This is a genomic window from Caballeronia terrestris, from assembly GCF_001544515.1.
In the GTDB taxonomy this organism is placed as follows: domain Bacteria; phylum Pseudomonadota; class Gammaproteobacteria; order Burkholderiales; family Burkholderiaceae; genus Caballeronia; species Caballeronia terrestris.
In genome coordinates this window covers 39,279-59,587 of record NZ_FCOL02000013.1, presented here as the reverse complement: position 1 = coordinate 59,587, position 20,309 = coordinate 39,279, and the positions used below count along the sequence as shown (strand labels likewise).

23 protein-coding genes and 1 pseudogene are annotated in these 20,309 nt (G+C 64.0%); 16 read left to right on the top strand and 8 right to left on the bottom strand.

Translation table 11 applies throughout. The annotated features are described in order from the left end of the window. Positions 1-6: 6 nt before the first annotated feature. On the bottom strand, positions 7-1,212 hold the full coding sequence (locus tag AWB67_RS13545) for a class I SAM-dependent methyltransferase (RefSeq protein WP_087656765.1): 1,206 nt from the start codon (positions 1,210-1,212) through the stop codon (positions 7-9). Positions 1,213-1,225: 13 nt separating this feature from the next. Here AWB67_RS13545 and AWB67_RS13540 point away from each other — a divergent pair, with 13 nt between their 5' ends. The 7 genes and pseudogenes from AWB67_RS13540 to AWB67_RS13510 all read left to right on the top strand — a co-directional run bounded on the left by AWB67_RS13540 (position 1,226) and on the right by AWB67_RS13510 (position 8,761). Continuing rightward, positions 1,226-2,041, top strand: coding sequence for an SDR family oxidoreductase (locus tag AWB67_RS13540; RefSeq protein ID WP_087656764.1), 816 nt, complete (start codon positions 1,226-1,228; stop codon positions 2,039-2,041). A gap of 50 nt (positions 2,042-2,091) precedes the next feature. Then, positions 2,092-2,493, top strand: a complete 402-nt coding sequence (locus AWB67_RS13535) for a dihydroneopterin aldolase (protein ID WP_087656763.1) — start codon at positions 2,092-2,094, stop codon at positions 2,491-2,493. Continuing rightward, the gene (ttcA, locus tag AWB67_RS13530; protein WP_087656762.1) at positions 2,490-3,458 is read left to right on the top strand and encodes a tRNA 2-thiocytidine(32) synthetase TtcA; all 969 of its coding nucleotides are present in this window, start codon (positions 2,490-2,492) and stop codon (positions 3,456-3,458) included. The genes AWB67_RS13535 and ttcA overlap by 4 nt, the downstream gene beginning before the upstream one ends. Before the next feature lie 70 nt (positions 3,459-3,528). Then, a complete protein-coding gene (glmU, locus tag AWB67_RS13525; protein ID WP_087656761.1) occupies positions 3,529-4,890 on the top strand; it encodes a bifunctional UDP-N-acetylglucosamine diphosphorylase/glucosamine-1-phosphate N-acetyltransferase GlmU in 1,362 nt (453 codons plus the stop codon). Between the two features lie 83 nt (positions 4,891-4,973). Further along, on the top strand, positions 4,974-6,791 hold the full coding sequence (gene glmS, locus AWB67_RS13520; protein WP_087656760.1) for a glutamine--fructose-6-phosphate transaminase (isomerizing): 1,818 nt from the start codon (positions 4,974-4,976) through the stop codon (positions 6,789-6,791). Positions 6,792-7,059: 268 nt separating this feature from the next. Further along, positions 7,060-8,250, top strand: a complete 1,191-nt coding sequence (locus AWB67_RS13515; protein ID WP_087656759.1) for an ABC transporter substrate-binding protein — start codon at positions 7,060-7,062, stop codon at positions 8,248-8,250. Positions 8,251-8,312: 62 nt separating this feature from the next. Then, positions 8,313-8,761, top strand: a pseudogene (locus AWB67_RS13510) (DUF2501 domain-containing protein). 23 nt (positions 8,762-8,784) lie between these two features. Here the strand turns inward: AWB67_RS13510 and AWB67_RS13505 are convergent. Beyond that, a complete protein-coding gene (locus AWB67_RS13505; protein WP_235025145.1) occupies positions 8,785-8,997 on the bottom strand; it encodes a cupin domain-containing protein in 213 nt (70 codons plus the stop codon). A 124-nt stretch (positions 8,998-9,121) separates the two neighbouring features. Beyond that, a complete protein-coding gene (locus tag AWB67_RS13500; RefSeq protein ID WP_087656757.1) occupies positions 9,122-9,406 on the bottom strand; it encodes a hypothetical protein in 285 nt (94 codons plus the stop codon). Positions 9,407-9,868: 462 nt separating this feature from the next. Here AWB67_RS13500 and arsC point away from each other — a divergent pair, with 462 nt between their 5' ends. The 3 genes from arsC (at position 9,869) to AWB67_RS13485 (ending at position 11,870) form a co-directional block, all read left to right on the top strand. Further along, positions 9,869-10,291: an arsenate reductase (glutaredoxin) gene (gene arsC / locus AWB67_RS13495; protein WP_087656756.1), complete on the top strand. Its 423-nt coding sequence runs from the start codon at positions 9,869-9,871 to the stop codon at positions 10,289-10,291. A 125-nt stretch (positions 10,292-10,416) separates the two neighbouring features. Continuing rightward, the gene (locus tag AWB67_RS13490) at positions 10,417-10,707 is read left to right on the top strand and encodes a hypothetical protein (RefSeq protein ID WP_087656755.1); all 291 of its coding nucleotides are present in this window, start codon (positions 10,417-10,419) and stop codon (positions 10,705-10,707) included. Positions 10,708-10,829: 122 nt separating this feature from the next. Continuing rightward, a complete protein-coding gene (locus tag AWB67_RS13485; RefSeq protein WP_087656754.1) occupies positions 10,830-11,870 on the top strand; it encodes a putative outer membrane beta-barrel protein in 1,041 nt (346 codons plus the stop codon). A 23-nt stretch (positions 11,871-11,893) separates the two neighbouring features. Here the strand turns inward: AWB67_RS13485 and AWB67_RS13480 are convergent, their stop codons facing one another. Together AWB67_RS13480 and AWB67_RS13475 are read right to left on the bottom strand one after the other, a co-directional pair. Next, positions 11,894-12,391, bottom strand: coding sequence for an MgtC/SapB family protein (locus AWB67_RS13480; RefSeq protein WP_235025144.1), 498 nt, complete (start codon positions 12,389-12,391; stop codon positions 11,894-11,896). Positions 12,392-12,411: 20 nt separating this feature from the next. After that, complete coding sequence (locus AWB67_RS13475) at positions 12,412-12,873, bottom strand: Lrp/AsnC family transcriptional regulator (protein ID WP_087656753.1); 462 nt, start codon at positions 12,871-12,873, stop codon at positions 12,412-12,414. Positions 12,874-13,037: 164 nt separating this feature from the next. Between AWB67_RS13475 and AWB67_RS13470 the strand changes: the two genes are divergently transcribed. Further along, on the top strand, positions 13,038-14,051 hold the full coding sequence (locus AWB67_RS13470) for a 1-aminocyclopropane-1-carboxylate deaminase (RefSeq protein ID WP_087656752.1): 1,014 nt from the start codon (positions 13,038-13,040) through the stop codon (positions 14,049-14,051). Between the two features lie 88 nt (positions 14,052-14,139). Continuing rightward, complete coding sequence (locus AWB67_RS13465; RefSeq protein ID WP_200822230.1) at positions 14,140-14,514, top strand: RidA family protein; 375 nt, start codon at positions 14,140-14,142, stop codon at positions 14,512-14,514. 6 nt (positions 14,515-14,520) lie between these two features. On the opposite strand, the gene AWB67_RS13460 is transcribed toward AWB67_RS13465, so the two are convergent. Further along, on the bottom strand, positions 14,521-15,138 hold the full coding sequence (locus AWB67_RS13460; protein ID WP_087656846.1) for an alpha-ketoglutarate-dependent dioxygenase AlkB family protein: 618 nt from the start codon (positions 15,136-15,138) through the stop codon (positions 14,521-14,523). A gap of 261 nt (positions 15,139-15,399) precedes the next feature. Between AWB67_RS13460 and AWB67_RS13455 the strand changes: the two genes are divergently transcribed. After that, positions 15,400-15,822 carry a response regulator gene (locus tag AWB67_RS13455; RefSeq protein WP_087656750.1) on the top strand — a complete coding sequence of 141 codons (423 nt, stop codon included), beginning with the start codon at positions 15,400-15,402 and terminating at the stop codon, positions 15,820-15,822. 17 nt (positions 15,823-15,839) lie between these two features. On the opposite strand, the gene AWB67_RS13450 is transcribed toward AWB67_RS13455, so the two are convergent. Both AWB67_RS13450 and AWB67_RS13445 read right to left on the bottom strand, forming a co-directional pair. Beyond that, on the bottom strand, positions 15,840-16,646 hold the full coding sequence (locus tag AWB67_RS13450; protein ID WP_087656749.1) for an endonuclease/exonuclease/phosphatase family protein: 807 nt from the start codon (positions 16,644-16,646) through the stop codon (positions 15,840-15,842). Between the two features lie 46 nt (positions 16,647-16,692). After that, positions 16,693-17,214 carry a hypothetical protein gene (locus tag AWB67_RS13445; protein ID WP_087656748.1) on the bottom strand — a complete coding sequence of 174 codons (522 nt, stop codon included), beginning with the start codon at positions 17,212-17,214 and terminating at the stop codon, positions 16,693-16,695. Between the two features lie 417 nt (positions 17,215-17,631). Between AWB67_RS13445 and AWB67_RS39530 the strand changes: the two genes are divergently transcribed. The 3 genes from AWB67_RS39530 to AWB67_RS13430 all read left to right on the top strand — a co-directional run bounded on the left by AWB67_RS39530 (position 17,632) and on the right by AWB67_RS13430 (position 20,266). Then, positions 17,632-17,871 (top strand): hypothetical protein, encoded by a 240-nt coding sequence (locus tag AWB67_RS39530; protein ID WP_125477594.1) that lies wholly within the window; start codon positions 17,632-17,634, stop codon positions 17,869-17,871. Positions 17,872-17,997: 126 nt separating this feature from the next. Then, positions 17,998-18,975 (top strand): AAA family ATPase, encoded by a 978-nt coding sequence (locus AWB67_RS13435; RefSeq protein ID WP_087656746.1) that lies wholly within the window; start codon positions 17,998-18,000, stop codon positions 18,973-18,975. Positions 18,976-19,159: 184 nt separating this feature from the next. Then, complete coding sequence (locus tag AWB67_RS13430; protein ID WP_087656745.1) at positions 19,160-20,266, top strand: NAD(P)/FAD-dependent oxidoreductase; 1,107 nt, start codon at positions 19,160-19,162, stop codon at positions 20,264-20,266. Positions 20,267-20,309 lie beyond the last annotated feature (43 nt).

Below are 20,309 nucleotides of genomic sequence, written 5' to 3'. Positions count from 1 at the left end.
AAAGCGTCACAGCGTGTGCGAGCGGTCGCCGATCGCGAACGCATCGAGCGTATCGTCGATGCCGCGCGAAAACGCGATCACCTTGAACAACTCGCCCATCTCAGCCTCCGACAACAACTTCTGAACCGCGTTCGCCGCGGGCAGGAAGCGCTTGACGTCGACGGGATCGATGTCGGACAGCACATCGGTGATGCCCGCGTTCATCAGAAACCGCGCCTGCGACGTGTACCCGAGCAAATCCGCGCCTGTCTCGACGCCCGCTTCCGCGATCCCCGTGAATTCGACGTGCGCCGTGATGTCCTGCAAGCCGGGATACAGAAACGGATCGCCGTGCGCCCGATGCCGGTAGTGGCACATCAGCGTGCCGGTTGCGCGTTGCGCGTGATAGAACTCGTGGCGCGGAAAGCCGTAATCGATGAAAAACGCCGCGCCGCGCGTGAGCATCGTGCAGACCGTCTTCGTGAACGCGAGCGCCGCTTCGTGCGTCTCCGTCACGTATTCGACGAACGGCTCGTCGTTGGCCGCGTCGATGGCGGCGTCGATCGTGGCGACGAGCGGATCGCCCGAAAGCGGCTGGTCGTCGAAGGCGAAGCGGCCGTTCAGCTCCACCACGCCGCGTTCGTGCCACGCGCCGAGCTTGCGCACGACGAGCCGCACCGGCATCGCGTCGAGCACTTCGTTGCCGATCACCACGCCCGCGAACGCCGGCGGCAGCGCATCGAGCCATTTCACCTTGGCGGCGAGCTCGGGCGCGTCGGCTTCGAGCGTCGCACGCTGGCGCTCGCGCAGTTCGCCGGACAGATCGACGATCGAATAGCTGTCGAACGGGACGTCCAGGTCCCGCAGCGCCTTCAGCAACCCCGCCGCGAGCTTGCCGGTGCCCGCGCCGAATTCCATCAGGTCGCGCGTGCCGCTCGCCTCGAGCGCCTGCGCGACGGGCCGCGCGAGCGTCGCGGCAAAGAGCGGCGAGAGTTCAGGCGCCGTCACGAAATCGCTGCCGTCTTCCGCCCGGCGGCCGAATTTCATCGCGCCGCCGCTGTAGTAGCCGAGGCCAGGCGCGTAAAGCGCCAGTTCCATGTAGCGGTCGAAGGGCAGCCAGCCGCCCGCGTCGGCGGTTTTGTCGCGAATCAGCGCCGTGAGCGCCTCGGACTGCGCCAGCGCGTCGGCGCCGGGAGCAGGTAAACTGTCGGATTGTCGAGCATTCGGATTCATCCCGATATTGTAAATGAGCGCTTCTCCTTCAGTTTTCACTTCCAGCCGACCGCGCGTCGTGCTCGTCACCGGCGCGGCGAAGCGCATCGGGCGGGGTGTCGCGCTCGGTTTCGCGTCGCGCGGCTGGGACGTCGCCGTGCATTACGGCGAATCGGAGCGGGAAGCCCACGAAACCGTCGCTGAGATCGCCGCGCTCGGGTGCCGCGCCGTGGCGCTGCGGGCGGATTTGGGCGTCGAAACGCAGGTGGCGCGGCTCGTGCCGGCGTGCATCGAGGCGTTCGGCGGCCTGAATTGCGTGGTGAACTGCGCGTCGCGTTTCGACGAGGACACCGCGCAGGATTTTCGCTATGCGAAATTATTGGAGATGACCGCGATCAATCTGGCCGCGCCGCTGACGTTGGCTCGCGCGCTCCACGAAACGGTGCCGGATGCCGCGATCGACGATGAAACGCAACGCGGCGTCGTGATCAACGTGCTCGACCAGAAGCTGTACAACATGAATCCGGATTACCTGTCGTACACGCTGACGAAGGCGGCGCTCGAGAACGCGACCGTCGCGCTCGCGCAGGCGCTTGCGCCGAAACTGCGCGTCGTGGGCCTCGCGCCCGGCTTGACGATGGTGTCCGCGAACCAGACGCCCGCGGATTTCGAGATGGCGCATCGCGTGACGCCGCTCGGCCGCGCATCGCGTGTCGAGGACATCGCGGAGGCCGCCTGCTATCTGGCGACCGCGCACGGCGTGACGGGCACGACGCTCGTCGTCGATGGCGGCCAGCATCTGGTGCCGAGCCCGCGCGACGTAATGTTCATGATCCGCGACAAGCGCTGAACGCGAGCGCTGAAACAAGCGAAAACGCGCAACACCTACTGGAAAAGACCATGCTTGCCGCACTTTCGCATCCCCGGCTCGCCGACTGCCGGCGGCTCTTTCTGCGCAATTACGAAGTGCGCATCAACATCGGCGTGCATGATTTCGAGAAGCAGGGCGAGCAGCGCGTCGTGATCAACGTCGAGCTGTTCGTGCCGCTCGCGTTGTCGACGCCTGTCGAGGACAAACTGCGCGAAGTGGTCGATTATGACTTCATGCGCTCGACCATCGCGCAGCGCGTCGAGCGCGGGCACATCCATTTGCAGGAAACGCTCTGCGACGACGTCGCAGCCGCGCTGCTCGCGCATCCGCAGGTGCGGGCGGTCGTCGTATCGACGGAAAAGCCGGACGTTTATCCCGACTGCGATGCCGTGGGCGTCGAGGTCTTTCGCATCAAAGAGGAACGCGCATGAACACGCCCGCTCAGGCTGAAGCGCTGGCCGACATTCAAACACCCGCGCCCGAGCGCGCCGCGCTCACGCGCCGCGAGCAGAAGGAAGCCTACGAGAACAACAAGCTCTTCAAGCGGCTTGCGCGCCAGGTTGGCCAGGCGATCGGCGACTTCAACATGATCGAGCACGGCGACAAGGTGATGGTGTGCCTGTCCGGCGGCAAGGACAGCTACGCGATGCTCGACATCCTGATGCGCCTGCGCGAACGCGCGCCGATCGATTTCGAGATCGTCGCGGTCAATCTCGACCAGAAACAGCCGGGTTTTCCGGAGCACATTCTGCCCGACTATCTGGCCAAGCTCGATATCCCGTTTCACATCGAAAATCAGGACACGTACAGCATCGTCAAGCGGCTCGTGCCCGAGGGCAAGACCACCTGTTCGCTATGCTCGCGGCTGCGTCGCGGGATTCTGTATCGCGTGGCGGGCGAACTGGGCGCGACGAAGATCGCGCTCGGCCATCATCGCGACGACATCCTGCAAACGCTGCTGCTCAACATGTTCTACGGCGGAAAGCTGAAGGGCATGCCGCCGAAACTGCAGTCCGACGATGGCAAGAACGTCGTGATCCGGCCGCTCGCATACGTGAAGGAAACCGATCTGGAGAAGTACGCCGAGCTGCGCGAATTCCCGATCATTCCGTGCAACCTGTGCGGCAGTCAGCCGAATCTGAAGCGCGCGGAAATGAAGGCGCTGATCCGCGACTGGGACAAGCGTTTTCCGGGCCGCGCGGAGAATATGTTCAACGCGCTTGGCAACGTCGTGCCGTCGCATTTGATGGATCACCAGCTTTTTCCGTTCGCTGGCCTACGCGCGACGGGCGAAGCCGACAGCCAAGGCGATATTGCGTTCGACGAAGAACCGTGTGCGAGCGAACCGTCAGGCGCGGCCAAGACGGTTTCAATCGTGCCGTTCGATGAACTTTGATGCAATCTCCAGCAGCATGCGGCTTGATGTGTCCTGCTGGTCTTTCCAATTCTTATAAATACGTGATGCGATGAACATTGTGATTCTGGCGGCGGGCATGGGAAAACGCATGAATTCCGCCTTGCCGAAAGTGCTCCATCCGCTGGCTGGCAGGCCACTCCTGTCGCACGTCATCGAGACCGCGCGTTCGCTCAAGCCGACGCGGCTCGTCGTCGTGATCGGGCATGGCGCCGAGAAGGTGCGCGAAGCCGTTGCCGCGCCCGACGTGCAGTTCGCCGTGCAGGAGCAGCAACTCGGCACCGGCCACGCCGTGCAGCAGGCGCTGCCGTTCGTCGATCCGTCGGTGCCGACGCTCGTGCTTTACGGCGACGTGCCGCTAACGCGTGCCAGCACACTGAAGCGACTCGTCGATGCCGCCGAGAATGGCCGTTACGGCGTGCTCACGGTCACCCTCGACGATCCCACCGGCTACGGACGCATCGTGCGCGATGCTAACGGCGCGGTGCAGAAGATCGTCGAGCAGAAGGACGCGAGCGCCGAAGAACGCAAGATCGCCGAGATCAACACGGGCATCATCACCACGCCGACGAAGCAACTGACGACGTGGCTCGCATCGCTCAGGAACGACAACGCGCAGGGCGAGTTCTACCTGACGGACGTGGTTGAGCGCGCGCTGGAAGCGGGCGTCGAAATCGTCACCGCGCAGCCCGACGAAGAGTGGGAAACGCTCGGCGTGAACAGCAAGCAGCAGTTGGCCGAACTCGAACGCGTGCATCAGCGCAACGTGGCGAACGATCTGCTCGTCGCGGGCGTGACTCTCCTGGACCCGGCGCGCATCGACGTGCGCGGTACGCTGGAATGCGGCCGCGATGTGTCGATCGACGTGAACTGCGTGTTCGAAGGGCGCGTGACGCTCGCGGACAACGTGACGGTCGGCCCGAACTGCGTGATCCGCGATGCGGTGATCGGCGCGGGCACGCGGATCGATGCGTTCACGCATATCGAAGGCGGCACGACTGGCGCGAACGTCGTGCTCGGGCCGTATGCGCGGCTGCGTCCGGGCGCGAAGCTCGGCGACGAAGCGCATGTCGGTAACTTCGTCGAAGTGAAGAACGCCGTGCTCGGGCGCGGCTCGAAGGCGAATCACCTGTCGTACGTCGGCGATTCCGATGTCGGCGCGCGCGTGAACATCGGCGCGGGCACGATCACCTGCAATTACGACGGCGCGAACAAGCATCGCACCGTGATCGAGGACGACGTGTTCGTCGGCTCCGATACGCAACTCGTGGCGCCGGTGCGCATCGGCCGCGGCACGACGATCGCGGCGGGCACGACGGTGTGGAAGGACGTCGGCGAGGGCGAACTTGTGATGAACGGGAAGACCCAGGTGAGCCGGCAAGGCTACGTGCGGCCGACCAAGAAGAAGGCCTGAGCCTTCACGAATATCGATTGATCGCAGCAGCAGCGGCACCCACAGCGTGCGTTGCAAACAAACTTAGAGAAGGACGAGAAACCATGTGTGGAATTGTCGGCGCGGTCGCGCAGCGCAACATCGTATCGGTGCTGGTCGAAGGACTGCGCCGGCTTGAATATCGCGGTTACGACTCGTGCGGCGTCGCCGTCATGAGCAACGGCGCGCCGAAGCGTGCCCGCAGCGTTTCGCGCGTATCCGATCTCGACGCCCAGGTGCGCGACTCGCATCTCGACGGCGTGACGGGCATCGCCCACACGCGCTGGGCAACGCACGGCGCGCCCGTCACGGACAACGCGCACCCGATCTTCTCGCGCGATGCGCTGGCGCTCGTACACAACGGCATCATCGAGAACTACGAGTCGCTGCGTGAAATGCTCCGCGACAAGGGCTACGAGTTCGTCTCGCAGACCGATACCGAAGTCATTGCGCACTTGATCCACAGCATGTATCGCGGCGACCTGTTCCAGAGCGTGCGCGAGGCCGTCAAGCAACTGCACGGCGCGTATGCGATCGCCGTGATGCACAAGGACCAGCCGCATACGGTGGTGGGCGCGCGGCAGGGTTCGCCGCTCGTCGTCGGCGTGGGTAACGGTGAGAACTTCCTTGCATCGGACGCGCTCGCGCTTGCCGGCAGCACCGATCACTTCGCGTTCCTCGAAGAAGGCGACGTCGTGGAGATCACGCTCGACGGCGTGAAGATCGTCGATCGCGAAGGCGTGCCCGCCGTGCGCGAAGTGCGCGTGGTCGCGGCTTACGGCGGCGCGGTGGAACTCGGGCCGTATCGCCACTTCATGCAGAAGGAAATCTTCGAGCAGCCGCGCGCGATCACCGACACGATCCCGCAAGCCGATCATTTCGATGCATCGATCTTCGGCGAGAACGCGAAGCAAGCGTTCGACGGTATCGACAACTTGCTGATTCTCGCGTGCGGCACGAGCTACTACTCGGGGCTGACGGCGAAGTACTGGCTCGAATCGATCGCGAAGATTCCGACGCAGGTCGAGATCGCGAGCGAGTATCGGTATCGCGAGTCGGTGCCGGATCCGAAGGCGCTCGTCGTGGTGATCTCGCAATCGGGCGAGACCGCGGATACGCTGGCTGCGTTGAAACATGCGCAATCGCTCGGGCACAAGCACACGCTGGCCGTGTGCAACGTCGGGACGAGCGCGATGGTGCGGCAGACGGAACTGTCGTTCCTCACGCATGCAGGGACGGAGATCGGCGTTGCATCGACGAAGGCGTTCACGACGCAGCTCGTCGGGATGTTCGTGCTTGCCGTGACGCTCGGCAAGATGCGCGGTTTTGTCGATGCGAAGCAGGAAACGGCTTATCTCACGCAGTTGCGGCACTTGCCTGCGGCGCTGAACAGCGTGCTCGCGCTGGAACCGCAGATCATCGCGTGGGCCGAAGACTTTGCGCGCAAGGAGAATGCGCTGTTCCTCGGACGCGGACTGCACTATCCGATCGCGCTGGAAGGTGCGTTGAAGCTCAAGGAAATTTCGTATATCCACGCGGAGGCTTATCCGGCGGGTGAGTTGAAGCACGGGCCGCTCGCGCTGGTGACGGAAGCGATGCCGGTGGTGACGGTGGCGCCGAACGACACGCTGCTGGAAAAGCTGAAGTCGAACATGCAGGAAGTGCGGGCGCGTGGCGGCGAGCTTTATGTGTTTGCCGATGCGGGTACGCGGATCGTCAGCGAGAATGGTATCCACGTGATCCGGATGCCGGAGCATTACGGGCCGCTCTCGCCGATCCTGCACGTCGTGCCGCTTCAGTTGCTGGCTTATCACACTGCGTGTGCGCGTGGGACGGATGTGGATAAGCCACGGAACTTGGCGAAGTCGGTTACGGTGGAGTGAGGTTTTTTCACCGTCCGTGAGACGACAAACGAAAGCGATCATGCCGGCGTCCCGCCGGCATGATCGCTTTGGCGTCTACCCCACGATTGTTTCACCTTCCGCCACACACACGCCGCCTGGGTACCGCATTTAGCACTATCGCAATCCACCCCCTTGCAGCATTGCTGTCGCACTAGAATCAGAGCAATGCGACCACGCGACACCCCGCGCTGAAGCGCAAACCTCAGCCCGTCCCCGATCGACCGCGTTTCTCCAGAGAGGCCGGAAGATGACACCCTGCTTCGCTCGAATCCGCTCGCATCGCAGGCGACGCTGCTCCATCGCGCGACTAGCGAGCGCCCTCGTCATCGCGATCCCGCTCACGCTCAGCGCATCGGCGTACAGCACGCACTTGCCGCCCGAGCGCTGGCGCGTCCTAATCATGCAGGGCGGCGATCCCTATCTGCCCTCAGCCGTCGCGCAGGATCGCGGCATTCGCGACGTCTTCTCGCGCGCCACCGATGCGTCCACCGAGTTCATCACCGAGCCGCTTCACACGCTCGAATCCAGCAGTCCGGTGCCGGATGCCGTCGTCACGCAGTATCTGAACAGCAAGTTCGCGAGCCGCAAGCCCGACATCATCATCGCGTTGCGCCAGCCGGCGCTCGAATTCCTCGAGCGCAACGCGGACATGCTCTGGCCCGATGTCCCGATCGTCTTCTGCGGCATTCCGGACGATTATTTCCGCACGCACACGCTGTCGGCGCGCGTGTCGGGCGTGCGCATCGCGTTCGATGTCGCCGGGACGCTCGATCTGGCCCGGCGCTTCCAGCCGAACGCCGACCGTATCGCGGTGATCGCGGGTACGTCGTCGTACGATCAGGCGTGGCGCGGGCGAGTGGAGAGCGTGGTGTCGAGCCGCTTCAAGGACCTCCCGGTGATCTGGATCTCCGACGTCCCGATCGAAGACATGCTGGAGCGCGTCGCCCAGTTGCCGCCGCAGACGATCATCCTGTACTCGAGCGTGTTCCGCGACGCACGCGGCCGGACTTTCATCCCGCGCGATCTCATCTCGCTTTTCGCGGAGCGAGCGCATTCGCCGATCTACAGCTTCTTCGATACGTATCTCGGCGCGGGGATCATCGGCGGATCGATTTCGAGCTGGGCGGAGCAGGGCACGCTCGCCGGACAAATGGCGTTGCGCATCCTTCGCCATCCGGGCACGCGTTCGCCAGTCATCATGCCGGCGCCGCCCTCAATAGTTTCCGTCGACATGCGGGAAATGGAACGCTGGAAAATCGATCCGAATCTCGTTCCGGCGGACACGCGGTTTCTGCATCGGCCGGATTCGCTGCTGGAGAGGTATCGGGTGGAGATATGCGTGGTGATTCTGGTGCTGATCGCGCAGGCGAGTGTGATCGGAGCGCTGATGCTGGAGCGGCTGCGGGTGAGGCGCGCGGAGCGGATGGCGGCGCGGTGAAAAGCGCGGTCGCCGAAAAGCACTATAGTAAGAACCTACCTGCCCTCGAAAAGGTGACGAGCATGAAACTGCGAACAACCCTCACCATCGCGGCGGCCTTCGCGACCATCGCCTGCTTGCCGCCGGCACATGCCCAACTCGGCGATCTCCTGAAAAACAACGGTGGCGCGACAGGCGCGACGGGCGCGGCGGGTGGATTAGGCGGTCTCGGCAGCTCGCGCTGTCGGGCCAGTCGCTCAGTTCCGGCAGCCTCGGCAATGTCACCGGCATCATAGAATACTGCATCAAGAACAATTACCTGAGCGGCAGCGGCGCATCGTCGGTGAAAGATTCGCTGATGGGCAAGCTGGGCGGATCGTCGTCGTCGGACAGCGGCTACACGGACGGCGCCAAAGGCATCCTCAGCAGCAGCAGCGGGCAGAAAGTCGACTTGAGCGGCGGCGGACTGAAAGAGCAGGTCACAAAGCAGGTCTGCGACAAGATTCTCGCGCAGGGCAAATCGATGTTGTGAGCTTGAAAGGCGCTGAAACGCGTCTATTTCCGCCCGACGAGATACACGACACCGGAAGGCCCGTAGCTTTCCGAGTGCGACTCGTTGGAAGCCAGATGAAAGACATCGCCCACCTGAAACCGTCGCTCCGACTCGCGTGCGCGAATCGTCAATTCGCCTTCGACGATCAACGCCTTCGCCTCGAACGGATGCGTGTGGGTATCGAGTGACTGGCCCGCCTCGCGCGTGACCGTCACGATTTTCTGAAATCCTTCGCTCGCCAGTTCGGCGAGAAATCATCGCGTGTCATGGGTTCCTACGATCGAAGAGGAGAATCCGCCGGAGGACAACGCCTCGACGGGATTCTCCCCATTGCACACGTCACTGGCCAAAAAAGATATCGCATTGCGTGCCGCGCACGCACGGCTTCGACGTCATGCCGCCCGCCACGCTGCGGGTTGCCGGCGCGCCGCCATACGAACTATCGGCGGGTTGGGCGGGCGCGTTCGCGTCCTGCTGCATGCCGGGCTGCGCCATCTGCTGGCCGGTGGTGTCCGCGCCCTGCATCGGCGGCTGGGCGGTGCGATACGTTTCCTGCGCGGTTGCAAGGCCTCCGACAGCTACGAGGGAAGCGACGAGCGTCGTCAATACCAAACGGGCTTTCATAGCGACTCCTTTCATGAAGCGCTGATCACAGGGGTCCCGCACTGACGATCGGCGGGCTCGGTTCTCCGCTTGCAAGGCGCGTGCCGCGAGAAAGGGGCAGAGTCGCGCTGGGCGGAAATGCGTCGGTCATCAGCCGGTCACACCAGCGTGCCGAACTAGTTGGACTGTTACCGCGAAAACTGCAGAGCGGTGCGCCGGTGAGATGCCGGCTTTTACGGACGCGAGGTCCGGTACGCAAGCTAGACAAGGTATGTAAAGCCGCACTGCAGTTTGGTTATAGCGTGCCGATGCGCGAATTGACAGCACAATCGCGCCGCTCGTCGCGATGCGCGCCGAGTCTGGCTTGCAGATGACATTTCCGCCATTCGATATCGATTCAGGGCGCGCGAATAGATCGGCCGGGGTGACACTAAAATGGTGAATGACCGCCTTCGAACACGGCGCAAACCGCGAGGAAACATCATGACCGTCACGATCTACCACAACCCGCAGTGCGGCACGTCGCGCAACACGCTTGCGCTGATCCGCAACGCCGGCATCGAGCCGCGGGTCGTTGAATACCTGGTCGCGCCGCCGGACCGCGCGACGCTCACGAACCTCTTCGCACGCGCGGGCATGTCGGTGCGCGACGCGCTGCGCGAAAAGGGCACGCCGTACGCCGAACTGAGCCTCGGCGACCCCGCCCTCACCGACGATCAGCTCATCGACGCCATGCTGGCCCATCCGATCCTCATCAACCGTCCTTTCGTCGAGACGCCGCTCGGCGTGCGGCTGTGCCGTCCGTCGGAGCTCGTGATCGATATCCTGCCGTCGCCGCAGCAGGGGCCGTTTGCGAAGGAGGACGGCGAAGTCGTCATCGATGAAAAGGGTCAGCGCGTGCGCTGAGTCCCGCTCGACGGCCGTTACGACGCGTTACCTTTCTGGCTTCGCTGTAGCACTTGTATCGGATATCGCCCTCTAGACTGCGTTCCGTAGTCACTGACATTGCACTCGGTGCAAGGAGAAGCGATATGAACAAGAAGATGATCGGGGCGGCTTTGGGACTGGCGGTGCTGGCGGCGTCGACGGCGGCATCGGCGCATGTGGATCTCGCGGTCGGGATCGGCGTGCCGGCGTATTACGCGGCGCCGCAGCCGGTGTATGTCGCGCCGCCGCCGGTAGCGGTGGCGTACGGCGGCTACGGCGATTACGACGGCTGGCGCGAACGCGAATGGCGCGAGCGTCGCGAATGGCGTCGCGAACGCCACTGGCGCCATGAAGAGCGTCGCGAGGAACGCTGGCATGATCGGCATGGCTGGTAAGGATTGAACGAACGGCGAAGAGAACAAAGAGCTCGTCGCCGTTCGTGCTTTGAGGACGCTCGACGGCGCTTCGAGCAAGACGCTGCTACGATCCTGACTTGATTCCAAGCCGGACGACGCGCATGCCTTTATCTCCCCGGTACCGTCCGACGCCGCTGTGTCATGGCGACCAGCGATTCGAGCGCTTGACGCCCTTTGCCCTCGCCGCTTTCCTTCTTATCTCCGCCTCCGGAACGCTCCACGCGCAGGAACTGTCGCTGATGGGTGGCGTATCGCGCGGTATCGGCGAGCACACGTATTCCTGGGCGGGGTCCTACGAGGAAGGTCTGGGTGAATATTTCGCCGCCAGTTTCACCTGGCTCAACGAAGGCCACGTCACCAACCATCATCGCGACGGCCATCTGATCCAGGGCTGGGCGCGCCTGCCGCTCGCGAACCGGCGCTTCGTGCTCTCGGCGGGCGTCGGTCCATATCGTTATTTCGATACCTCGACCGATTCTGACGGCGGCAGTTATTCCGACCTGCACGGGTGGGGCGTCGTGTACAGCGTGCGCGCGCAGTACTACATGGCGAACCGATGGATCGCGCAATTACAGCTGAACCGCGTGCAGGTGCAGCGCGGGCCGAATACGTCGGCGGCGATGCTCGGCGTGGCCTATCAGCTCGACGCCCCCGATACCCCCGGCCCGCGCGACTGGGCGCCCGACCGCACGACCCGCGTCACCGGCAACGAAGTCACCGCCTTTCTCGGCCAGACGATCGTCAACAGTACGGGGTCGGAAACATCGCTTGCCGCCGCGCTCGACTATCGCCGCGGCCTCATGAAATACATGGACGTCACGGTCGGCTATCTGCACGAAGGCAACAGCGATCTCGTGCGCCGCGACGGCCTCACGACCCAACTCTGGGCGACGCGCGCCTTCTTCAGCGATCGCTTTACGCTCGGCGTCGGCGCGGGCGTCTACATCGCGCTGAACCAGCGGTCGAACACCGACGTCACCGGCGACAACGACACCGACGACCGCTTCGCCGGCATCGTCTCGATGTCGGCGGCGTACCGGTTCGGCGAGCACTGGACGACGCGCGTCACATGGAACCGCATCGTCACGCGCTACAACCGCGACACCGACGTGATTCTCGCGGGCGTGGGCTACCGGTTCTGACGACTTCCTATTGACGGCGGCGCTCAGTCGTCGTCGGGCATGGCGCGCGCCTCGCGTTCTTCGGGCGGCTTCTTCATCCATTGCCGGTGCAGCGCCTTCTCGACGACCCGCCCGGCCGTCAGCAGCAGGATCAGAATCATGGTCGCGATCAGCGCGACGCTCCACAGCCCCAAACCACACACGATTCCTACCGCCGCCGTCACCCAGATCGACGCGGCCGTGGTCAGCCCGCGAATCCGGTTCAGGCTCGGATTCTGGATGATGACGCCCGCGCCCAGAAAGCCGATGCCAGTCATGATGCCCTGCACGACGCGCGACACGTCAGCGTTGGCGGTGAGCGGTTGCATCGAAAAACCCTGCGCGGACATCGTCGCGAGACAGGCGCCGAGCGACACGAGGCCGAGCGTCTTCATGCCGGTGGGCTTGCCGTGCAGATCGCGATCGAGCCCGATGATGCAGCCGATCCCTACCGCCGACAGCATGCGGATTACGACTTCCAGCAGGATGGGGAAAGGCAGCATGTTTTGGTTCGCAAGAAGCGTCAGAAAAGCAATTGTCCGTCGAGTTTGACCTCGTTCATGACGAAGAAGGTTCGCACTTGCCGCACGTTCGGCAGGCCGAGGATCTTTTCGCTATGGAACACGTTGAACGCGTTGAGATCGCGCACGCGCACCTTGAGGAAATAATCGACGTCGCCCGCGACCAGCACGCATTCGAGCACTTGCGGCAACTCGCGCGCGGCACTTTCGAAGAGCGCAAAGCTTTCCTGCGTCGAGCGGTCGAGCACCACGCCGACCAGCACCAGCACGGGCCGCTGCACGGCAGCCGGGTCGATACGCGCGTGCACGCCCTGAATTACGCGCAGGTCGAAGAGACGCTTCGTGCGGTTCCAGCACGCCGCCGCGCTCAGGCCGACGAGTTTCGCCAGTTCGGCGTTGCTCAGACGGCCGTCGTTCTGAAGGGCGCGGAGGATCTTGCGATCGGTGGCATCGAGTTCGGTCATGGTGAAGATTTTTTTGTTTAATAGCCTAGCTACAAACCATATGTTCGATTTAAAGCATTGAAGAAAACATACTACATTGAACGCGATTTTTGTACGAAGCACATTCCGCGCACTAATTCCTAGAATGAGGTTTCTTTCTTTGTCACGAACCAAGGACCTCACTCATGGCACTCGACCTCGAAAAGCGCTTCGGCCGCGTCTCGCTCGGCTTCTTTCCCTCGCCGGTCCACAAGCTCGAACGGCTGTCGAAGGCGCTCGGCGTCTCGGTGTGGGCGAAACGCGACGACGTCTCGTCGGGGCTCGCGTTCGGCGGCAACAAGATCCGCAAGCTCGAATGGCTCGCGGCCGATGCCGTGAAGCAAGGCGCCGACACGCTCGTCTCGATTGGCAACATCCAGTCGAATCACACGCGGCAGGTCGCGGCAGTGGCCGCGGTGCTCGGCATGCGCTGCCGGCTCGTGCAAGAGGAATGGACGCACTGGGACGATCCCGTCTACGACAAGGTCGGCAATATCCTGCTATCGCGGCTGATGGGCGCCGAGACGCTGCTCGAGGGCGAGGGCTATTCGACCGAGGTGAAAAAGACGTGGGAACGCGCGCTCGAACAGGTGCGCCGCGAGGGCGGCAAGCCGTACGCGATTCCGGCGGGCGCGTCGGATCATCCGCTCGGCGGCCTCGGCTACGCCAATTTCGCCGACGAACTCGCGCGCCAGGAAAACGAGACGGGCGTGTTCTTCGATACCGTGATCACCGCGACCTGCACCGGTTCGACGCAGGGCGGCATGGTCGCGGGCTTCAAGGCGCAAGAGCGGCCGCGCCGGCTGATCGGCATCGACACGGCCTGCGACGAAGCGATGACGCGCCGCGCCGTCACGAAGATCGCGCGGCAGACGGCGGAGCTGATCGGCATCGATAAGCCAATCGACGACGCCGACGTGATCATCGATCCGCGCTTTGCCGGTCCGGACTACGGCTTGCCGGACGAGGCGACGATCGACGCGATCCGCACCGCCGCGCGGCTGGAGGCGATGCTGACCGATCCGGTGTACGAGGGGAAATCGATGGCGGGCCTGATCGCCATGGCGAAGGCGGGCGAGTTCGAGCCGGGCGCGAACGTGCTGTACGTGCATCTTGGCGGGGCGCCGGCGTTGAACGCGTATCACAAGGCGTTTGCGTGAGATGACGGGCGGCCTTTTTGACGCGCTACCGTAACCGCCTCACTCAACACGAAAAGGACCGCCCGTGCCCCAGCAACCCAAATTCACCATGGTCGAAAACGCGCCGACGCCTGTCGGCCCGTTCTCCCACGCGGCGGAAGCCGACGGCTGGGTGTTCCTGACCGGCCAGATGCCGACCGATCCCGCCGACGACAACGCCCCGCTCCCCGAAGGCGTCGCGGCCCAGACGCGGCGCGTAATGGACAACCTGATCCTCGTGCTCGGCGGACTCGGTCTGACGCTCGACAGCGTGGTCAGCGTGCGCATCTTCCTGACCGAGTTCAAGCGCGACTACGACGCGATGAACGCCGTCTACAAGTCATATTTTGTGCCGAAGCCGCTGCCAGCGCGGACCTGCATCGGCGTGACGGGACTTGCGCGCGATGCGCTCGTCGAGATCGATTTCGTCGCTAAACGGCCGTAGCGCGGATCACGTACGTCGCGACCTGGCCTTCGGCGCGGCGTTCGCGTCTATCCATCGAAAAGTGAGATTGATGCGCTCGCCGCGCGCCTCCGGCTCTTTCGGCACGCGATGCACCCATTCGAGCTGCGTGCGCCCGCGCATCACGAGCAGGCTGCCGTGCGAGAGCGGCAGCGTGTGCGTCGCGTGCGTGCGCGCGTGGCGGAATTCGAACGTACGCGTCGTGCCGAGGCTCACCGAAGCAATCACCGGCTCGGGTCCGAGCTCGCGTTCCTTGTCGGCGTGCCAGCCCATGCTGTCCTGACCCGTGCGGTAGCGGTTCAGCAGCACACTGTTGAAGCGCACCCGCGACGCGTCCTCCGCGCGCTGCCGCAATTCCGCGACGGCGGGCGTCCACGGCTGCGGCACGTTGCGAATGCCCGAGTACGTGTAGACGGCGTCCGGCTCGCCCTGCCACGCGGTGAGGCGCGGCAGCGGCACGCGGCCGCCGGGCGTGGTCATCGTGTCCTGCCGCCAGCAGACTTCGTCGATCAGCGCCGCCATCAGGTCGGAGGCGGTGTCGGCGGGAAGCCAGTCCGGCTGCCAGTCGATGTCCGGCTTGGGGATGTCGTCGAAAAGGTCGAACATGTTGGGAGACGTGAAATCCGGCCGCGTCGCGCGGCAAGAAGAATCACGATAGCAGACGCGCGACGGCGAGTCCGTGCGCATCGATTATCCCGAAATTGTGCCGTCGTCGATTTTGAGGCCGGTCAAGCAAGCGCCGGATGGCCATTATTAGAGGCCTGTGCCGGATTTACTCCGCCGGAAACCGTGTGCTACAGTCGGCCGCGTTTATCTCAATAAGTGCGCCGGCGATGCCGCGCGCATTCAGCGGACCACGGGGACCCCATGAACACGACGACCGGTGCCAATGATGGCACGGCGCCCGCGCGCCGCGTCCTTCTCGTCGACGACAGCGCCGACGCGGCGGAAGCCCTTTCGATGTTGCTCGAAACGCTCGGCCACGACGTGCGCACGATGCACGACGGCGCGAGCGCGCTCGCCATCGTCGATGAATTCAGGCCGGAAGTCGTGATCTGCGACATCGGTTTGCCGGGGATGGACGGCTTCGCGGTTGCACGCGAGCTGCGCAAGCTCCCGTCGACGCGCGCTGCGCTTCTGCTCGCGCTCACCGGTTTCGGCGGCGCCGACGACCGGGCGCGCGCCACCGCCGCAGGTTTCGATCATCACATCGTCAAGCCGGTTTCCTTCGCCGATCTCGAAACGCTGATCGACGGCTCATTCGGGCCGGACCACAAGCGCAATTTCTGACGCTTCAACGCTTCAGGTCACTCCACGCGCAGCTTCGCCATATACGGAAGGTGATCGGAGAGCCACGCGGTGTCCTGCGTCGGCGTGATCCATTCGACTGGTTTCATGCCACGGATGAACATCTTGTCGAGCGCAAGCGCCGGCGAAAACGCCGGAAACGTCCGCCCTGATTCGCCGAGCAGCGTCGCCACCTCGTGCATCCCGAGTTCGCCGAAGAGCGGCACGGAATCGTTGCGCCAGTCGTTGAAATCGCCCGCGAGCACGAGCGGGCCGTCCGGCGCCTCCTTCGCGATCCAGTGCGCGATCCAGTTCATCTGACGCAGCCGCGCCTGGCGCGTCAGCGCGAGGTGCGCGCACAGGAGCGTGATCGCGCGGCCGGCGAAGGTCGCGCGCGCGACGAGCAGCCCGCGCCGCTCGAAACGATGCGCCGAGATGTCCCAGCGGCCGGAGAGATCGAGCGGATGCGGCGACAAAATCGCGTTTCCATGACGCCACGAAGGCTTGAACACGTTCGGCCCGAGCGCGATCTGCAATTCGAGCGAGGTCGCGATTTCGGTCGCCTGGCAATGCCAGATGTCGTCGGGCGGGGCGTCGAGCGGATTGCCGAAGCCGGTGGCGAGCATCGGCTGCGGCATGCGCCGGGCCATCGCTTCCTGGAGGAAATAGGCGTCGGCGTTGGTGGACTGGACCCAGCGCTGCATCGCCTTCCAGGCCTGGAGCCCGAGCGGCGAGCGGCCCTTGTGCAGGTTCCAGCTCACCGCGACGAATTCGGGCGGTTGATGGCCGGTCGGAAAGCTGCGCGGTAAAAGTTCGGGGTTTCGCATGCGTTTGGTGTTTTTGAGCGGCGCGGCCCGCCGGACACTCAGGCCGTCATTGAGCCGCCGCCGCGGTGTTCAGGCTGGCCCGCACCCGATACGCCAGCGAGGGATTCTTGTCGACGATCGTCCAGTTCGACCATTCGCCGGGCTTGAGCACGAGGCCCGGATGCGACGCGTTCACGACCCGCGGCTGCGGCGGCAACTTGCAGCCCTGCGCGGTCGTGCGCGACGTGGCTTCTTCGAGCGTCTCCTGCGCTTCGATTGCGAGCGTGATGTCGTCGGCTGATGCGTGGACGGGGGAGACGGTCAGTGTGCGTTGCAAGTCGATGTCGCCGGCCGGTTTGTCTGCGCAGCCTACGCTGTTTTTCACGACGTTGTGATGCGTGTCGGTGCGCGCCTGGCCGACGTTGGTCGTCGCGGAGAACGAATCGATCTGCTGGCCGTCGCGCAGTACCTGAAGCTCCCACTTCACCGGCTGCGACGCGGACGACTGTGCTTCTACGCTGAAAGGCGCGGCGAGCGATGCGGCAAGGAGGAGCGGGGTCAGCAGGCGGGCGGCGGGGTGTTTCAGCATCGAAAGGATTCTCCTGGAATGCGGGGTGGCGAGGCGTTTTTTCACGCTGGGCGGCCCGCGGGTCGGGAACGTGTTTCTGACACCGCGATGTGCGGCGGGTTCAGCTTTGCGCCAGACAGCAGGATTTGCTCCCGGATGTGGCGGGTTTGGCCGGGTAGGAATGCGTCGATGATACAGAGGGTTGGGGTGAGGCGCTTTTGTCATACTTGTTGACGAAGCTGTCCCCATATTGTCAGTAGACTTTTGAGTAAGAAGATTGATACGTCTTACGGAAAGGCCGTCTCCTTCCACGATCTCGATGGCCTCATTAAGGCCGTCTGCATCGCGCTGACGCGAAAAATCACACCGCTTACCGGCGCCGTATTCCGCTATCTGCGTCAAGCGCTCTGCTTGTCTCAAAGCGCGGTCGGCCAGTTGATGGACAAGACCGACCAGGCCATCGCGAAGTGGGAAAAGTCCGTCGAGCCCGTCGCGCGGTTGGCGGATTTCGCCATGCGCGCCATCTATCTGCAACACGCGGACGGCGACGAAGCCATCAAGAATCTAGTAACTGCGCTGAATGTGACCGAGCGCACGCTGCATTTCGTCATGCGCGAGACGCCGCGCGGGTGGTGTCATACCGAGCAGGCCGAGCAGCCAGCCAGCACTGACGTGTGATTGCGCGGCGCACGTCCCTCAAAACCCCTCCCAAATTAGCAGCACCCCCCCACGACTGCTCGCTTGCCAGCCCTTTTGTCGTCGATACACTGACCTCATCGACTATAGAAAACGACGGGGTGTGACATGACGACAGCCGTGGTCAAACAGGAGCTTGCGGTCGCATCGTTCAGCAAGGTCTTCAGTCTCGACGACGTCGAGACCGCGCTGAACGATCTCTCCGAAAGCTCGAGCGAAGCCCTTCGCGCCACCTACGAAAAAATGCTCAAGGTCGGCAACCTGCGCTTTTGCGTGAAGCCGAACCGCATGCCGTCGATCGACGATCTCGTCGGCAATCTGCCCAACTTCGAAGAGCCGCTCGCCGATATCCGCAAGCAGATTGCGCTCTGTCTCGAAACCGAGGATCGCCTCGAACTCATGCCGATCCTGCTGCTCGGCGAGCCCGGCATCGGCAAGACGCATTTCGCGAAACAACTCGCGCGGCTGCTTGGCACGACAAGCCACTATGTCGCGATGAGTTCGCTCACCGCCGGCTGGATCCTGTCGGGCGCGTCGTCGCAATGGCGCAACGCCAAGCCGGGCAAGGTTTTCGACGCGCTCGTCAACGGCAGCTACGCGAACCCGGTCATCACCGTCGACGAAATCGACAAAGCCACCGGCGACGCCCAGTACGACCCACTCGGCGCGCTCTACGCGCTGCTCGAACACGACACGGCGGAATCCTTCGTCGACGAATTCGCCGAGGTGCCGATCAACGCGGGCAACGTCGTCTGGATTGCGACCGCCAACGACGCTCGCGCGATCCCCGAGCCGCTCCTGAACCGCATGAACGTGTACGAGATTCCGCCGCCCGATCGCGACGGCGCGCGCCGCATTGCGCAGGCGATCTACGCCGAAATCCGCAACGCGCACGTGTGGGGCCGGCGCTTCCCGGAAACGCTCGGCGACGCGCCGCTCGACGCGCTGACGAAGGCCTCGCCGCGCGCGATGCGCCGGGCGATGCTCAACGCGTTCGGCAACGCGCGCATCGATTCGCGGCATCAGGTGGAGGCGCGCGACATCCAGATCGACCACAATTCGCGCAAGAAGGCGATCGGATTCTGAAAGCCCGTTGTTTTAAAACTTGCCAAAAAGGCCGTCGAAAGGCGGCTTTTTCGGCTCAAAACAGACGATTTCTTGCCTTTTCTGAAATCTGTGCAGAAAACGATCTAATTCATGTGCGGTTGTTGTGCAACACGCAATAGTCCAGAAAGTAGAATGCATTGGATGAACCTGCGACGGAAAAGACATGGAACAGATCGAATGCGTAGTGATTGGAGCGGGCGTGGTCGGACTAGCGATCGCCCGGGCGCTCGCGGCGCGCGGCCGCGAAGTCGTCGTGCTGGAGGCGGGCGAAGGGGTCGGGATCGGCACGAGTTCGCGCAACAGCGAGGTGATTCACGCGGGCATTTACTATCCGCGCGGGTCGCTGAAGGCCGAGCTTTGCGTGCGCGGCCGCGCGATGCTCTACGAATTCTGCCAGTCGCACGGCGTGCCGCACCAGCGCTGCGGCAAGCTGCTCGTCGCGACCGCGCGCAACCAGGTGCCGCAACTCGCGGCGATCGAGCAAAAGGGCATCGAGAATCACGTCACCGGGCTGCAACGTTTGAGCGCCGCCGAGGCGATGTCGATGGAGCCGCAATTGCGATGCGTGGAGGCGGTCTGGTCGCCGGAAACCGGCATCGTCGACAGCCATCAGTTCATGCTCGCGCTGCAAGGCGACGCCGAGCGCGACGGCGCGAACATCGCGTTCCACACGCCCGTTACCGCGATCGACGCGAGCGAAGGCTGCTTCATCATCGAGACCGGCGGCGCCACGCCCACGCGTCTGCGCGCCACGCACCTCGTCAATAGCGCGGGCCTGTTCGCGAACGATATCGCGCGCAAGATCCGCGGCCTCGACGATCGCCACGTCCCGCCGCTCTACTTCGCGAAGGGCAATTATTTCAGCGTCAGCGGCCGCGCGCCGTTCGACCGCCTGATCTACCCGATGCCGAACGAAGCCGGCCTCGGCGTCCATCTCACGATCGATCTCGGCGCGCAGGCGAAGTTCGGGCCGGACGTCGAGTGGGTGCAGTCGATCAGCTACGACGTCGATCCGCAACGCGCGAACGCGTTTTACGCCGCGATCCGCGCGTACTGGCCGGGCCTGCCCGACGGCGCGCTGCAACCGGCCTACGCGGGCATTCGGCCGAAGCTCTCCGGCCCCGGCCAGGCCGCCGCCGACTTCATGATCCAGGGCAAGTCCGCGCATGGCGTGCGCGGGCTCGTGAACCTGTTCGGCATCGAGTCGCCGGGGCTGACGGCGTCGCTTGCGATCGCCGATCGCGTCGTCGAGATGATGCGTCTCACCTGAGTTGTTGGCGCCCTTATCTATGACATTTGGGCTTCTTGAGGCC

Excerpts from the sequence above, each read along its gene's own strand:
- AWB67_RS13480 (WP_235025144.1), bottom strand. The coding sequence starts at position 12,391 with ATGCTGCCTTTCCCCATCCTGCTGGAAGTCGTAATCCGCATGCTGTCG.
- AWB67_RS13435 (WP_087656746.1), top strand. The coding sequence starts at position 17,998 with ATGACGACAGCCGTGGTCAAACAGGAGCTTGCGGTCGCATCGTTCAGC.
- AWB67_RS13445 (WP_087656748.1), bottom strand. The coding sequence starts at position 17,214 with ATGCTGAAACACCCCGCCGCCCGCCTGCTGACCCCGCTCCTCCTTGCC.
- AWB67_RS13540 (WP_087656764.1), top strand. The coding sequence starts at position 1,226 with ATGAGCGCTTCTCCTTCAGTTTTCACTTCCAGCCGACCGCGCGTCGTG.
- AWB67_RS13430 (WP_087656745.1), top strand. The coding sequence starts at position 19,160 with ATGGAACAGATCGAATGCGTAGTGATTGGAGCGGGCGTGGTCGGACTA.
- AWB67_RS13545 (WP_087656765.1), bottom strand. The coding sequence starts at position 1,212 with ATGAATCCGAATGCTCGACAATCCGACAGTTTACCTGCTCCCGGCGCC.
- AWB67_RS13485 (WP_087656754.1), top strand. The coding sequence starts at position 10,830 with ATGCCTTTATCTCCCCGGTACCGTCCGACGCCGCTGTGTCATGGCGAC.
- AWB67_RS13515 (WP_087656759.1), top strand. The coding sequence starts at position 7,060 with ATGACACCCTGCTTCGCTCGAATCCGCTCGCATCGCAGGCGACGCTGC.
- arsC (WP_087656756.1), top strand. The coding sequence starts at position 9,869 with ATGACCGTCACGATCTACCACAACCCGCAGTGCGGCACGTCGCGCAAC.
- AWB67_RS13450 (WP_087656749.1), bottom strand. The coding sequence starts at position 16,646 with ATGCGAAACCCCGAACTTTTACCGCGCAGCTTTCCGACCGGCCATCAA.
- ttcA (WP_087656762.1), top strand. The coding sequence starts at position 2,490 with ATGAACACGCCCGCTCAGGCTGAAGCGCTGGCCGACATTCAAACACCC.
- AWB67_RS13470 (WP_087656752.1), top strand. The coding sequence starts at position 13,038 with ATGGCACTCGACCTCGAAAAGCGCTTCGGCCGCGTCTCGCTCGGCTTC.
- AWB67_RS39530 (WP_125477594.1), top strand. The coding sequence starts at position 17,632 with ATGGACAAGACCGACCAGGCCATCGCGAAGTGGGAAAAGTCCGTCGAG.
- AWB67_RS13490 (WP_087656755.1), top strand. The coding sequence starts at position 10,417 with ATGAACAAGAAGATGATCGGGGCGGCTTTGGGACTGGCGGTGCTGGCG.
- glmS (WP_087656760.1), top strand. The coding sequence starts at position 4,974 with ATGTGTGGAATTGTCGGCGCGGTCGCGCAGCGCAACATCGTATCGGTG.
- glmU (WP_087656761.1), top strand. The coding sequence starts at position 3,529 with ATGAACATTGTGATTCTGGCGGCGGGCATGGGAAAACGCATGAATTCC.
- AWB67_RS13535 (WP_087656763.1), top strand. The coding sequence starts at position 2,092 with ATGCTTGCCGCACTTTCGCATCCCCGGCTCGCCGACTGCCGGCGGCTC.
- AWB67_RS13500 (WP_087656757.1), bottom strand. The coding sequence starts at position 9,406 with ATGAAAGCCCGTTTGGTATTGACGACGCTCGTCGCTTCCCTCGTAGCT.
- AWB67_RS13475 (WP_087656753.1), bottom strand. The coding sequence starts at position 12,873 with ATGACCGAACTCGATGCCACCGATCGCAAGATCCTCCGCGCCCTTCAG.
- AWB67_RS13455 (WP_087656750.1), top strand. The coding sequence starts at position 15,400 with ATGAACACGACGACCGGTGCCAATGATGGCACGGCGCCCGCGCGCCGC.
- AWB67_RS13460 (WP_087656846.1), bottom strand. The coding sequence starts at position 15,138 with ATGTTCGACCTTTTCGACGACATCCCCAAGCCGGACATCGACTGGCAG.
- AWB67_RS13465 (WP_200822230.1), top strand. The coding sequence starts at position 14,140 with ATGGTCGAAAACGCGCCGACGCCTGTCGGCCCGTTCTCCCACGCGGCG.